Raw genomic sequence first — 13,897 nt, 5'->3', positions numbered from 1 at the left:
GGGGTCGCGCGGCGGTGCGCTGACTCGAGTGATGGCGCGCGTGGGAGCGGCGCTGCTCGTCGTGGCCCCAAGTTTACGGTGCACGGGGGTCTTCTCCCGCCCGTGCGGCGTCGTGACAACCCCGGTGACTCTCCGCACGCTTTGCTAACGTGGGGTCATGTTGACGGTGATCGGTGAAGCCCTCGTGGACGTGGTGTCCCGCGAGGGTGAAGAACCCCGGGCCCACGTGGGTGGCAGCCCCATGAACGTGGCCGTGGGACTGGCCCGGCTGGGTCACGACGTCCAGTTCCTGGGCCGCTACGGCCGGGACGAGTACGGCCGTCAGGTGGCCGATCACCTCACGGGCAACGGGGTGCGGTTGCCGTTCGACGCGGACGCCCTGCCCACCTCCGTGGCCCAGGCGACCCTGGATGAGACCGGTGCCGCGAGCTACGACTTCCAACTCGACTGGTCCCTGGACGTCTCCCCGGAGCGGATCGACGAGCTCCTGCGGGACACCGACGCCCTGCACGCCGGATCCATCGGGGCCATGCTGGAACCCGGCGCCACCGTGGTGGGCCAGGCACTCGAACGCGCTCGCGGCCACGCATTGATCTCCTACGACCCCAATTGCCGCCCGTCCATCATCCCGGACTCCTCGGACGCGCGCGCCCGCGCGGAGAAGATCGTGGCGCTGTCCCACGTGGTCAAGGCCTCCGACGAGGACCTGTTGTGGCTCTACCCGCACCGCAGCATCGAGGACTCCGCGCGTGCGTGGCTCAAGGCCGGAGCACGGCTTGTGGTCGTGACCCGCGGGGTCATGGGGCCGTGGGCTGTCAGTCGCGGCACCGGACGCGATGGCGTGGAGGTCCCCGCCGCCCGGGTCACCGTCGCGGACACCGTGGGCGCGGGTGACTCCTTCATGGCGGCCCTGCTCTCGGGACTCGCGGACCGGAACATCTTGGGCCCCACTGCGGCGAGCGCCCTCGACGAGTTGGACAGCGCGCAACTCACGGAGCTGTTGCGCCACGCCGCGGCCGCTGCCGGGGTCACGGTCTCGCGCTCCGGCGCGGATCTGCCCACGCGCTCGGACCTGATCGACCACGCCTGATCCGCCGCTTTCCCGTGGCCGTGCGAGGCCCCCAGCTATGTCATGACCGTAACGAGGAAAGGAACGCTCCCATGTACGACCGTCACCCCTACGCCGATCTGCCCGAACTGCCCACGTTCACAGTGACGTCCACGGACGTGGCCGAGGGCGAGAGCATGAACACGCCCCAGGTCTCCGGGATCATGGGCGCCGGGGGAGGGGACGTCTCCCCGCAGCTGTCGTGGAGCGGTGCCCCGGAGGGCACCCGTTCCTACGTGGTCACGATGTTCGACCCGGATGCCCCCACCCCCAGCGGGTTCTGGCACTGGTGCCTGTCCAACATCCCGGCGGACGTCACCGAACTGGCGACCGGGGCGGCGTCGAACCCGCCCGAGGGCGCCGTGAAGCACCGCAACGACGGCGGCACGGACGAATACCTGGGCGCCGCACCCCCCGAGGGCCACGGCCCGCACCGCTACATCGTCTGCGTCACGGCCGTGGACGTTCCCGAGCTCGAGGTGGACGAGTCCGCGAGCCCCGCAATGGTCAACTTCAACCTGTTCTCGCACGCCCTGGGACGCGCGTTCCTCACGCCCGTCTACGAAGTGAAGTAACCCGTGGCGCCGGAACACGCCGCGGACCAGCCACCCGTCCGGCTCATCGCGAGTGACCTGGACGGGACAGTGCTGGGCCGTGACTTCCGGTTCCGGCCGCGCACCGTCGCCGCGATCACCGCCGCGCGGGACGCCGGGATTCACGTGGTCTTCGTGACCGGGCGTCCCATGCGGTGGTTGGACCCCCTGCACGAACAACTCGATGACGTGGGGGTCGTGATCTGCTCCAACGGGGCGGTGATCTACGATCCCGGCGCGGAGCGTGTCCTGGAGGCGAGCCTGTTCGACGTGAGCGAGGCCCTGCCCGTCATGGCGGACGTGGCCCGCGAGTTCCCGGATTCTCTGTTCGCCGCGGAGACCCTGGAGCGCGTCTACACGGATCACGGTTGGTCCCGTACGGACCGTATGGAGATCCGCCACATCACCGAAGCGCCCGTGAAGGAGTCACTCGCGCCCGGCACCGAGGTGGTCAAGCTGTTGGCCAAGCTGGACGGCGCCGATCCCAATCGATACTTCGAGCACGTCCGTGAGATCGTGGCGGGGCGGTTGTCCGTGACGCATTCGGTGGCCGCCGCACCCCTCGTGGAAATGGGGCAGCGCGGGCTCACCAAGGCCCGCACGCTCGAACACTTCGCCGCGGAGCACGGCATCTCCCACCGGGAGGTCATGGCCTTCGGGGACATGCCCAACGACCTTGAGATGCTCACGTGGGCCGAGCGCGGCTACGCCATGGCGGACGGGCACCCGCATGTGGTCGCCACGGTGGGACGCACCGCACCGGCGTTCACCGAGGACGGCGTAGCGCAGGTGATCGAGGCCTACCTGGAGCACGAACACATCGTTCCCGTGGCCCGGGAGGGTCGCCATGTCTGAGTCGTCCCGTTCCGTTCCGGCCGCCCGCCAGGACCCCGGTGCACGGCGGCACCCCGCCGCGCTCGCCCACCGTGGGTTCTCCCCGGACGGTCACGAGAACACGCTGGCCGCGTTCCGGGCCGCCGCGGAGCTCGGTTTCGTGTGGCTCGAGACAGACGTGCACACGACCCTGGACGGCGTGGTCGTGGCATTCCACGACCCCACGTTGGAGCGCGTCACGGGCACGAGCGGCAACGTCAACGACCTCACGTGGGAGCAACTGCGGGAAGTGCGCATCGGCGGCACCGAGGAGATCCCCACGCTCACCGAGCTGCTGCGGGCGCTGCCCGAGGCGTGCCTGAACATCGACGTCAAGGACGAGGCGTCCGTCGCCGCCCTGCCCGGGGTCGTGGCGCGCGAGCACGCCGCGCACCGGTTGCGCGTCACGTCCTTCTCCGAATCACGACGACGCCGCGCGCTCGCCGGGATCACCCGGCTCACCGGTGAACGGGTCCGGTCCTCGGCCGGGACCCTGGGCACCGCGGGATTCCTGGCCGTGTCCGTCGTGGCACCCCTGACCGACCGGGTGTCCCGGAAGATCGCGCCCGCGCTGTGGCGGGCGCACATCGCGGCGTGGTCGCGCCTCGTGGCACCGTTCGACACCCTCCAATTGCCCGAACAGCACCCGGTGCGTTTGCCCGGGGGGCACCGGTTGACCCTGCGGATCGTCACGCCCGCGTTCCTGGACCTGGCCCACCGCACGGGGCTGTCGGTGCAGGTGTGGACCGTCAACGACCCCGCGGACATGAAGCGCCTGCTGGACATGGGGGTGGACGGGCTGATCACGGATCGGGCCGATCTGCTCAAGGACGTCCTGCAATGCCGGGGTCAATGGCCGCCCGACCCACTGTGACACCTACCCCGGATCGCGCACCCTTGTGCGCCGTTCCGGGGTAGGTTGAATGTGATCCAGAGCACCGGTGGGCCGTTCCCGCCGGGTGAACCGACCCGTCGGCCTCGATCACAGGGAGGAAGTATGCGACGCACGTCCAACATGTCCGCTCTGTTCCGCAAGTCCGTGCTGCGTCATCTGACATCGCAATGCGTGCCGGCCGGGCGCCGGATCATGGCCCCCCGCCTGAGCAAGATCCCGTAGCTGGACGAAGCTCGCCCCTCAATCGGTGTCGCGCGTCCCGCGACACCCTCCGAGCGTCACGCTCGTCGCCGCCCTGTTGCGTGCCCGGGATCGTTCACCCCTGCGAGGAACCATGAACCCACGACCGTCACTCCGTCCACCCCGCACCGCACCGTCCGAGTTACCTCCACCCGATTGCCCGCCGTCGGCCCCGGTGGCCGGGGTCCCTGCGGCGCGGGGTCCCGGTGGTGGATCCGCGCGGTACGGCGCGTTCTCCCGGCGCGGGTTCATGGGACTGGGCGCCGCGGCGGCGTCGTTCGCCCTGGCCGGCTGCGCTGCGGGCGAGCAGCCGGGCGCGGCGGCGATCCGCGCCACGGGCGCACCGCAGCGCGGGGGCATCTTGCGTGTGGGTCTCACGGGCGGCGGTGCGTCCGACAGCGTGGACGCCCACGTCCCGGTGGGCACCGCGGATGCCGGGCGCGTGATCAACCTCTACGACGGGCTCTACGAGTTCGACGCCGACTACGTCCCCGTGCCCGTGCTCGCCGAGTCGGCCACGCCGCAGGACGGCGGGCGCGAGTGGCTCGTGCGGCTGCGCAAGGGCGTGGTATTCCACGACGGGCGTCCGTTCACCGCGCGGGACGTCGTGGCCACATACGACCGGGTCACCGACCCGAAGGACCCCAAGACGGGCGCGTCCGGGCTGGCCCTGTTGCGGCGCACCGTGGCGGTGAACGATCACACGGTGCGCTTCGAACTGTCGGAACCGGATGCCATGTTCGTGGACTCGACCGCGCAGTACTCCATGGGGATCGTGCCGGTGGACTACGATCCCGCCGCACCCGTGGGCACCGGCCCGTTCCGGCTGGGCACGTTCGAACCCGGTCAACTCACGGTGCTCGAGGCCAACCGGGACTACTGGCGGGAACCACCGTTCGTGGATGAGGTCCACCTGGTGAACTTCAACGACCAGGACGCGCTGGTCAACGCCCTGCTCTCCACCCAGGTGGACGTCGTGGGGCAGTTGCCGTTGTCCCTGATCGACGTAGTCAACACGGACCCGCGGCTGTACACCGTGGTCTCCGAGACCGGTAACTGGCTGCCGTTCACCATGCGCGTGGACACAGCACCGTTCGACGACGCCCGCGTGCGGGAGGCGTTCCGCCTCGTGGTGGACCGGGAACAAATGGTCGAGCAGGTCTTTTCGGGGCACGGCACGGTGGGCAATGACATGTACGCTCCGTTCGACCCGGGGACACCGCGGCTCGAGCAGCGCACGAGGGACGTGGCCCGGGCCCGGGACCTGCTCACGCAAGCGGGTCACCCGGACGGGCTCGAGGTGGAACTCGTGACGGCACCCATCCAGTCCGGCGCGGTGGAGGCCGCCCAGGTCTTCGCTGAGCAGGCATCTGAGGCCGGGATCACCGTGAACCTGCGCCGCGTGGACACCACCACGTTCTTCGGGGACGGCTATCTGCAATACCCCTTCTCCCAGGACTTCTGGTACACCCGCAGCTTCCTGCCCCAGACCGCAAACGGGACCCTGCCGGCGTCCCCGTTCAACGAGACGCACTGGGCGGATCCCGAGTTCATTGCGCTGTACGAGAAGGCCCGGGCCACGCTCGACGACGACGCGCGGCACGACCTCGTGGCGCGGGCCCAGAAGCGGTTGTACGACGCCGGCGGGTACATCGTGTGGGGGTTCTTCAACCAGGCGGACGCGTACCAGAATTACGTGGGCGGCGGTTCCGAGCACCGCGCGGGGATGCCCGTGAGCGGGTTCCAGCTGCGCACCCTCTGGATCGACCGGGAAGGGAAGTGATCGCGTGGCCGCCATGATCCTGAAACGGCTGGGCATCTCGGTCTTCGTGCTCCTGGCCGTGTCCCTTCTGGTCTTCTTCTTTACCCTGTTGCTGCCTGGTGACCCGGCCCAGGCGATCCTGGGCCAGCAGGCCACACCCGAACGGCTTGCCGCTCTGCGCGAACAACTGGACCTCAACGCCCCGTGGTACGAGCGCTACCTCTCGTGGGTGGGCGGTCTGCTCGTGGGGGACCTGGGGACGTCGGCCGCCACGGGCGGTTCCGTCAACGCTTTGCTCGCGAGCAAGGTCTCCGCGTCTGTGGTGCTCATGGCCATCGCGGCCGTGATCGCCATTCCCGTGGGGCTCATGCTCGGCACGTGGTCCGCGATGCGCCGGGGCCGCGCAGCGGATCAGGGGCTCACGGGGATCTCGCTCGTGCTGGCGGCGCTGCCCGAGTTCGTGATCGGCGTGGCGCTGACCACGCTGTTGTCCACGACCGTGTTCCGCTTGCTGCCCTCGGTCACGATGGCCGCGCCGGGCACGCGTGTGTGGGACTACCCGCTGCAACTGATCCTGCCCACCCTGACCCTGATCCTGGTGGTGGTGCCCTACATGATCCGCATGACCCGCACCACCATGGCGGACGTTCTGGACTCCGGGTACGTGGAGATGGCCCGGCTCAAGGGGCTGCCCGAACGCCAGGTGATCTTCAAACATGCCCTCCCGCACGCCATCGGGCCGGTGGCCCAGGTGGTCGCGATGCAGCTCGCGTGGCTGGCCGGGGGCATCGTGGTCGTGGAGTTCCTCTTCCGCTATCCCGGTCTCGGTCAGGCCATGGTGGACGCCGTGAACACACGTGACGTCCAGGTGGTACAGGCGCTGTCCATGATCATCGCGGCGTTCTACGTGATCGTGAACCTGCTCGCCGACGTGGTCGGGATCCTCGCGAACCCGAAACTGCGTACGGAGTCCCGCTCATGAGCGCGCAGAGAACCTCGGAGTCGTTCACGCGCCGTGTACTGCGGCAACCGGCCGCGAAACTCGGCATCGTGCTCACCGCCATCGTGCTGCTCCTCGCCGTGCTGGGGCCGCTGGCCGTGCCCGCGTGGACCGGGTACGGCACCAACTCGTTTGCGGGCAAACCGTTTCAGACCGGCGTCTTCGGCACCGACAACCTGGGCCGTGACGTGCTCTCCCGGTTCCTGGCCGGTGGCTGGCGATTGCTGCTGTACTCCGCGCTCGCGACCGTCGTGGGCGTGGGCCTGGGCGCCGTCCTGGGGATGCTCGCCGCGCTGCGCGGCGGGTGGTTGGACTCGGTGATCATGCGCTGCGGGGACGTGTTGCTCGCCATCCCGCAGCTGGTCTTCGCGCTGCTGGCCGTGACCGTCCTAGGTCCGCAGGGCTGGGTGCTGGTACTCGTGATCGGCGTGACCCACGCTCCCCGGGTGGCGCGCGTGATCCGCGCTGCGACCGCCGGGGTCGTGGCCGAGGACTACGTCCTGGCCTCCCAGATGTACGGCGTCCCCCAGTGGAAGATCCTGGGCCGGGACGTGGTGCCCAACATCATGGGCCCGCTCATGGTGGAGGTAGGACTGCGGCTGACCTACTCGATCGGCGCGGTGGCCTCCCTGTCCTTCCTGGGGCTCGGGATGCAACCGCCCACCCCGGACTGGGGCCTCATGATCAACGAGAACCGGATCGCGCTGTCCTTGCAACCGTGGGGTGTGATCCTGCCGGTCATCGCGATCGCCGTGCTCACGGTGGGGACCAACCTGATCGCCGACGCCGTGGCCGGCGCCTCCGCGGGCCGCGTGCGCACCACTGGGAAGGGAACTCGATGAGACGCTCGGAACAGAAGGCCCGCGCCGCGGCTCGAGCCAACGCGTCCGGTGCCGACGGCCCGCACAACGCCTCCGGTGCCAACGCCCCACGCAATGCTCCGGACTCAACGGGCGGCGGTAACGCCCGCCCCACTGTAGGCCGGGACAACTTCCCGCACACGACGGGTCGGGGCCCCACTTCCGCCACGACGAACCGACGCGCCGACGACCGCGGCGGCGGCGTCCCCCGCACCGTGGTGCCCCGCGCGAGCGTGGACACCGCGATCACGGTGTCCCACCTGAGTGTGGGGGTCACTGGCGGCGAGCTCATCCTGGACGACGTGAGCTTCCGGCTGCACCCCGGGCGGATCCTCGCGCTCGTGGGGGAGTCCGGCTCCGGCAAGACCACCGCGGCGCTCGCGTGCATGAACCACCTGCGCGCCGGGCTGGAACTGCGCCGCGGCACCGTGGAACTGCACGCGGGCGCGTCCCGCTTCCACCCCGAGGCCGTGGACCTGCTGACGCTCACCGAACGCCGGACGCGCGGGTTGCGGGGCGGGACGATCGCGTACGTGCCTCAGGACCCCGCGCTGTCGCTCAACGGGTCCCTGCGTGTGGGTGAGCAGATCGCGGAGGTGCTGCGCGCCCACGAGTTCGGCCGCGATGCCCGTGTGCGTGACGCCCGCGTGGCCGAGGTGCTCACCGAGGTGGGTCTGCCGAGCGATCGCGCGTACCAGCGCCGGTTCCCGCACGAGCTCTCCGGTGGGCAGCAGCAGCGGATCGGGATCGCGATGGCGTTCGCGTGCCGCCCCGCGGTCATCATCCTGGACGAACCCACCACGGGTCTGGACGTCGCCACGCAGGACCTCGTGCTGAAGACCGTGTACGAGCTGACCACCAAGCACGACGTCGCGGGGCTCTACATCACGCACGACCTCGCGGTCGTGGCGCAGGTCGCGGACGACGTCGCGGTCATGCTCCGCGGCACCATCGTGGAGCGGGGCTCGGCCCGGCAGGTGCTGCACCACCCGGAACACCCCTACACGCGCACGCTGCTGGACGCGGTTCCTGACATGGCGGGCGCCCGCGAGATGGGCGGCGGTCCCTCGGTGGCACCCGTCCACTCGGTGCGTGCGCCGTGGGACGACGGCCTCGGTCGGGAAGACGGGCGCGGCGGGGACGACGTCGCCGGGCCGAGCCGGTCGCGCGACGCGAGTACCCCGCGCAGTGAGGAGGCGACGCGGGGGCGCGGGAGCGGCGTCGTCGAGCCCCGGGTGAGCATTGAAGCTGGAGGTTCCGACCCATCGCGGGATGCCTCCGAGGTGCCCACCGCGTCCGGTCCCGGGGCGGCCGGCGGCGACCGCGCCTCCGTCGAACCCGTGGTCGCCGTGCGGGGCCTGCGGATGGCGTACGGGCGGGCGGTGATCCTGGACGGAATCAGCATGGACCTGCCGGCCGGGCGGACCACCATGCTGCTCGGGGAGTCCGGCTCGGGCAAGACCACGCTGTCCCGCAGTGTGGCCGGGCTCAACGACCGCTACACCGGGCAGGTCCTGCTGGACGGGCGCGTGCTCGCGCCCGGGACGCGCCAGCGCACCCGGGAGCAGCGGCAGCGGATCCAGTACGTGTTCCAGTCGCCGTTCTCATCGCTGAACCCGCGGCGCAGCATCGGTGACTCGCTGCAGGTGCCGCTCGAGATGAACGGGGAGCTCTCCCGAGCGCAGCGGCGCGCGGCCGTGGCGGATGCGCTCGACGCCGTGCGGCTGGGACGCAGCTACATCGACCGTCGCCCCGGTGACCTCTCGGGCGGGGAGCGGCAGCGGGCAGCCGTGGCGCGGGCGCTCGTGAACGCGCCGTCGTTGTTGGTGTGCGACGAGATCACGTCCGCGCTGGACGTGTCCGTGCAGGCGTCCGTGATCGAACTGCTGCGGGAAATCCAGCGCGAGCGCGGGCTGGCCATGCTGTTCGTGACCCACAACATCGCCCTGGCGCGGCACATCTCGCACCGGCTCGCGGTGCTCGAGCACGGGAAGCTCGTGGAGTACGGGCCCACGGACACCGTGCTGCGCGACCCTCGGCACGAGTACACGCGGTCCCTGCTCGAGCACGTACCCACCCTCGAGAGCGCGGGCTGAGATGGGACGATGACCATCCGAAGCCGGGCCGAGTTGACGACGGCGCACACGAACCTGCGCGACCCCGCCGTGAGCCGGGTGCGTGAGACCTTCGAGGAGCACCTGTCCCGCGCACACGGAGGGATGTCCTTCTGCGTGTACCGGGACGGGCGCCCGCTCATCCGGCTGCACGGGGGATCGTTCGACCGCCGGTCCTCCCCGGGGGACGCGGTCGAGCGGCCGTGGGACGAGCACACCCTGGCCGTGATGTTCTCGGGGACCAAGGGGGTCTCCGCAACCCTCGTGGCCATGGCGGTGGACCGAGGGCTGCTGGATGTGAACGAGCCCGTGGCGCGCTACTGGCCCGAGTTCGCGGCCCGCGGCAAGGAGCATGTGAGCGTGGCGCAGGTCCTCGATCACACCGTGGGACTCGTGTACACGGATCCGGAACCTCCCGCCGGGATGCTGGACGCCTCCGCGCATGCGGCGGTGCTCGCGCGGCAGGAGCCCCTGTGGGACCCCGGGAGCAAGGTGGCGTATCACGCGGTGACGTTCGGGCACATGGTTGAGGAGTTGCTCGTGCGGGTCACGGGTCACCGCGCCGGACAGCTGCTGCGCGAGCACGTGGCCCGGCCCCACGGGCTCGAGCTGTACCTGGGACTGCCCGCCGAGCTCGAGGACCGGGTGGCTCCCGTGTTCCGCGCCCCCGGGTACGCGATCAGCACGTTCCTGGAGGATCCGCAAAGGCGCGCCATCGTGGAGCGGATGTACGGCAACGCACTGCTCGGGGAGGAACTGCCCGCCAATTCCCGCGCGTTCCACGCGAGCGGACTGGTCTCGGGAGGCGGGATCGCCGGTGCGGATGCGATTGCGCGGTTCTACTCGCTCGTAGCATCGGGTGAACTCGTGTCACCGGCGACCCTCGAGACGTTCACGCGCACGTGGTCCCACGGCAGGGACGCGGTGAATGACCGGCCCGTGGCGTTCGGGCTGGGGTTTGAGGTGCAGGACCCCCTGTGCACGTACGGCCCAGTGGAGCGGGCCTACGGTCACTCCGGCGCGGGCGGCTGCCTGCACGGGGTCTGGCCGGACGCGCGGATCGGTTTCTCGTTCCACACCAACGAGATGCTCAGCGAGAACGTGGACCGCCGGGCCAAGGATCTGCTGGCCGCGCTCGCGCAGTGCGATCTGGGCTGAACGGGGTGGCGCGGTGCGCGTGCGCCGCGAGTTCCACGAGGTGCCACGCGGCGCCGTCCGTGTCCAGACCCGCGCGCCACACCGCGCGCAGATCACGGTCCAGCACGCCGCCGAACACGGGCACGCGCACCAGGTTCTCGCGCTCGACCTCCGCGGCGACGGCGAGCGCGCTGAGCACCGCTGGGCCCACCCCGGCCCGCACGGCACCGAGGACAGCCGCGTTGGAGCTGAGCTCCATGGCCGGGGGCACCGGGACGAGGGGCGCGAGCGCGGCGAGCAGTGTGCGTCGCGTTCCCGATCCTTCTTCACGCATGACCAGCGGGGTGGCCGCGAGTTCCGCAGCCGTCAAGGGCTCGGTGCGCTGACCCCACGGGTGGAGCGGGGCCACCACGACCTCCAGTCGGTCCCGAGCGACCACCGTTTCTCGCAGCCCCTCCGCGGGATCCGGGCTCTCCACGAAGCCCACGTCCACCACGCCCCGGCGCGTGCGACGCATGACTTCCGCGGAGTTGCACGCGAACAACTGCAGCTCCAGCCCCGGGTGGGAGTCCCGCAACCGGGACAACCACGTGGGGGCCAGGTACTCGGCCACGGTCACGGATGCCGCGACCTTCACGTGCTGGGTCCACTCGAGGCGCAGTTTCTCGATCTCCGTCGTGAACCCGTCGTACTCCGCGAGGACCCTGCGGGCGCGCTCGGCCACGGCGCGGCCCTCGGGGGTGGGTCTGGACCCGGTGGGTGAGCGGTCCAGCAGGCGCAGCCGCCACATCCGCTCGGCGCGGGCCACGGCGCGTGAGACATTGGGCTGGGCCATGTCCAGCGCGCGGGCGGTCGCGCCCATGGAGTGGTGGTCCATGACGGCCACGATCACGCGCAGTAGGGAGAGATCGACCTCGGCCATATCAGCAGTGTATGACCCAATGCTCAGATCACGACTACCCGGCGGGTGTTCGCGCGAGCACAGTGGAGGCATGGCGACGGGTCACGAATCTTCCCACGGCACCCCTGACGGGACAAGCGCCCTCGGCGGGGCAGGCATACTCGGTGGGACTGGTGCGCTCGCTGGGCGGGGCGCTCCCAGTGGCGCAGTCGTCCCGCGAGGAGCGGCGTCGACCTCGGCAACCGCCGCAGCCGCGGCATCGGCCATGCATCCTGTTCCAGTGGCGCGTGCGACGATGCCCGCGCCCCCGGCTGCCCCTGGCACTGAACGGCAACCGGGTTCCCATGCGGCGGTCCTCCCCGGGCTGGCGTTCTGCGCTGTGGGCATGGCCGTATCCCTCGTGCTCGGGTGGTTGATCCCGGGGGTGAGCCCACTGCTGATCGCGATCGTCGTGGGCGCCCTGATCGCCAACGTGGTCCGGCTGCCCCGGGTTCTGGCTCCGGGGATCGCCGTGGCCGCCAAGCGGGTCCTGCGCGTCGGCATTCGTCCTGCTGGGCCTGTCCGTCTCGCTCCAGGACATCGCGGGACTCGGCTTCGGGATGATCGCGGTCGTCGTGGCCGTGGTCGGCGTGGGCATCCTGACCACGGTGTGGATCGGCGGCCTGATGGGGGTCCCGCGCGCACAGCGCCTGTTGATCGCGTGCGGGTTCTCGATCTGCGGGGCCGCCGCCGTGGCCGCGGTGGAGGGGGTCACGGACTCGGAGGACGAGGACGTCGCGACCGCCGTGGGACTCGTGGTGCTCTACGGCAGTCTGGTGATCCCGGTGATCCCGCTCCTCAGCGGGGTCCTGGGGTTGACCGAACACCAAGCCGGTCTGTGGGCGGGCGGCTCGATCCACGAGGTCGCCCAGGTCGTGGCCGCGGGCGGGACCATCGGCTCGGCGGCACTGGCGTCCGCGGTATTGGTCAAACTGACTCGCGTGGTCATGCTCGCGCCGGTCATGACGATCGTGGGGATCCGGGCGCGCCGTTCGGGCACCGCCGCCCGCAACGGCAAGCGACCCCCGATCGTGCCCCTGTTCGTGGTGGGGTTCGTGCTCGCCGTGCTGGTGGCCTCGAGCGGCGTCCTCCCGGAACCGGTCATGGGAGCCCTGGGCACGCTGGAGACGTGGTGTCTCAGCATGGCGATGTTTGCGCTGGGGCTCGGGGTGAAGGCCAAGGAACTCGTGCGAGTGGGTTTTAAGCCCGTGCTGCTCGGTGCGATCTCCACGGTCGTCGTGGCGGCCACCGCCCTCGGGGGCATGCTGGTCGTCACATGAGCCCATGGTGCTGGCTAGCATGGGGAACATGAAGGCAACCGAAGAATCGTTCGTCCGGGCCGAGATCCAGGGCCAGACCGGGCTGTTGACCCTGAACCGTGACAAGGCGCTGAACGCGTTGAACCGCAGCATGTACCACCAGCTGGTCAGCGCACTGCAGATGTGGCGGGACGATCCCGCGATCACGCAGGTCGTGATCCGCTCGCAGCTCGCCAAGGCGTTTTGCGCGGGCGGGGACATCAAGGAGGTCCGCGAGGCGGCGTTGGGCGGCCGCCAGGACGAGATCCGCGACGCCTTCGGCACCGAGTACTCCATGAACGCGATCATCGCGCGCTACCCCAAGCCGTACGTGGCCATCATGAACGGCATCGTGATGGGCGGCGGCATGGGCCTGTCCGTGCACGGTTCGCACCGAGTGGTCACGGAGACCACGCAGATGGCCATGCCGGAGACTGCCATCGGCTTCTTCACGGACATCGGGGCGAGCTATTTCCTGCCGCGCGTCACCCGGGGTGCCGGTTCCTCGACCGACGACGACGCCGCTCGCCACGAATCCCTCGCCGTCGCCCGCTACCTCGGGCTGAGCGGTGCGCGCATCAACGGCGCGGATGCGATCGCGCTGGGGCTGGCGGACACCTACATCGATTCCGCGGACGTGGACGCGTTCGTGGACACCGTGCTGGCGGACGGAGTGGACGTCGCGACGTCGTCGTACGCCAAGCAGGCCCCGGAATCCGAACTCGTGGGGCGCTGGGACGAGATCGTGGCGACCTATGGTGCGGACGGCTTCGAGGAGGTCGTGCGCAACGCGGGTTCGGACCTGGACGGGATGAGCCCCACGTCGCTCGCGCGCGTGTTCGAGCTGCTGCAGCGCGGCGCGCAGGACGACGACGTCGTCTCCTGCCTGCGCCGCGAACTGCGTATGGCGGAGGACACTGCGGTGGGCCACGACTTCATCGAGGGCGTGCGCGCCATGGTCGTGGACAAGGACAAGAACCCGCAGTGGGAGCCGGCCACGGTGGCCGAGGTGGACATGGACCGGATCCGGAACGTGGCGGATCAGGAATCGGACCTCCCGATCAGCGTGTGAACCGC

The 13,897-nt window shown here is 70.3% G+C and carries 12 protein-coding genes; 11 read left to right on the top strand and 1 reads right to left on the bottom strand.

Annotation, left to right across the window (positions count from 1 at the left end; genetic code table 11):
- Window positions 1-157: 157 nt before the first annotated feature.
- The 9 genes from ACW9PK_RS03565 to ACW9PK_RS03525 all read left to right on the top strand — a co-directional run bounded on the left by ACW9PK_RS03565 (window position 158) and on the right by ACW9PK_RS03525 (window position 10,603).
- Window positions 158-1,090, top strand: coding sequence for a carbohydrate kinase family protein (locus ACW9PK_RS03565; RefSeq protein ID WP_457016547.1), 933 nt, complete (start codon window positions 158-160; stop codon window positions 1,088-1,090).
- 71 nt (window positions 1,091-1,161) lie between these two features.
- Window positions 1,162-1,683 (top strand): YbhB/YbcL family Raf kinase inhibitor-like protein, encoded by a 522-nt coding sequence (locus ACW9PK_RS03560; protein ID WP_457016545.1) that lies wholly within the window; start codon window positions 1,162-1,164, stop codon window positions 1,681-1,683.
- 3 nt (window positions 1,684-1,686) lie between these two features.
- The gene (locus ACW9PK_RS03555; protein ID WP_167318853.1) at window positions 1,687-2,556 is read left to right on the top strand and encodes an HAD family hydrolase; all 870 of its coding nucleotides are present in this window, start codon (window positions 1,687-1,689) and stop codon (window positions 2,554-2,556) included.
- Entirely contained in the window at window positions 2,549-3,448 is a 900-nt protein-coding gene (locus ACW9PK_RS03550; protein ID WP_457016543.1) for a glycerophosphodiester phosphodiesterase family protein, read from the top strand. Before ACW9PK_RS03555 ends, ACW9PK_RS03550 begins: the two co-directional genes overlap by 8 nt.
- A 436-nt stretch (window positions 3,449-3,884) precedes the next feature.
- Window positions 3,885-5,492, top strand: coding sequence for an ABC transporter substrate-binding protein (locus ACW9PK_RS03545; RefSeq protein ID WP_331253939.1), 1,608 nt, complete (start codon window positions 3,885-3,887; stop codon window positions 5,490-5,492).
- 4 nt (window positions 5,493-5,496) lie between these two features.
- Window positions 5,497-6,453, top strand: a complete 957-nt coding sequence (locus ACW9PK_RS03540) for an ABC transporter permease (RefSeq protein ID WP_368844828.1) — start codon at window positions 5,497-5,499, stop codon at window positions 6,451-6,453.
- Window positions 6,450-7,313 (top strand): ABC transporter permease, encoded by an 864-nt coding sequence (locus ACW9PK_RS03535; protein WP_098055782.1) that lies wholly within the window; start codon window positions 6,450-6,452, stop codon window positions 7,311-7,313. Before ACW9PK_RS03540 ends, ACW9PK_RS03535 begins: the two co-directional genes overlap by 4 nt.
- A complete protein-coding gene (locus ACW9PK_RS03530) occupies window positions 7,310-9,427 on the top strand; it encodes an ABC transporter ATP-binding protein (RefSeq protein ID WP_457016539.1) in 2,118 nt (705 codons plus the stop codon). The genes ACW9PK_RS03535 and ACW9PK_RS03530 overlap by 4 nt, the downstream gene beginning before the upstream one ends.
- 9 nt (window positions 9,428-9,436) lie before the next feature.
- The gene (locus ACW9PK_RS03525) at window positions 9,437-10,603 is read left to right on the top strand and encodes a serine hydrolase domain-containing protein (RefSeq protein WP_239321071.1); all 1,167 of its coding nucleotides are present in this window, start codon (window positions 9,437-9,439) and stop codon (window positions 10,601-10,603) included.
- Here ACW9PK_RS03525 and ACW9PK_RS03520 read toward each other — a convergent pair.
- Window positions 10,536-11,504 carry a LysR family transcriptional regulator gene (locus tag ACW9PK_RS03520; protein WP_167318847.1) on the bottom strand — a complete coding sequence of 323 codons (969 nt, stop codon included), beginning with the start codon at window positions 11,502-11,504 and terminating at the stop codon, window positions 10,536-10,538. The two genes, ACW9PK_RS03525 and ACW9PK_RS03520, sit on opposite strands and share 68 nt — an antisense overlap.
- Before the next feature lie 578 nt (window positions 11,505-12,082).
- On the opposite strand from ACW9PK_RS03520, the gene ACW9PK_RS03515 reads away from it, so the two are divergent.
- Both ACW9PK_RS03515 and ACW9PK_RS03510 read left to right on the top strand, forming a co-directional pair.
- Complete coding sequence (locus ACW9PK_RS03515; protein ID WP_457016536.1) at window positions 12,083-12,802, top strand: YeiH family protein; 720 nt, start codon at window positions 12,083-12,085, stop codon at window positions 12,800-12,802.
- A gap of 28 nt (window positions 12,803-12,830) precedes the next feature.
- Complete coding sequence (locus tag ACW9PK_RS03510) at window positions 12,831-13,892, top strand: enoyl-CoA hydratase/isomerase family protein (RefSeq protein WP_457016534.1); 1,062 nt, start codon at window positions 12,831-12,833, stop codon at window positions 13,890-13,892.
- Window positions 13,893-13,897 lie beyond the last annotated feature (5 nt).

Source organism: Kocuria sp. MNB10, assembly GCF_054073685.1.
The sequence above is the reverse complement of the archived record's forward strand: the minus strand, read 5'-3'. Positions and strand labels throughout refer to the sequence as shown.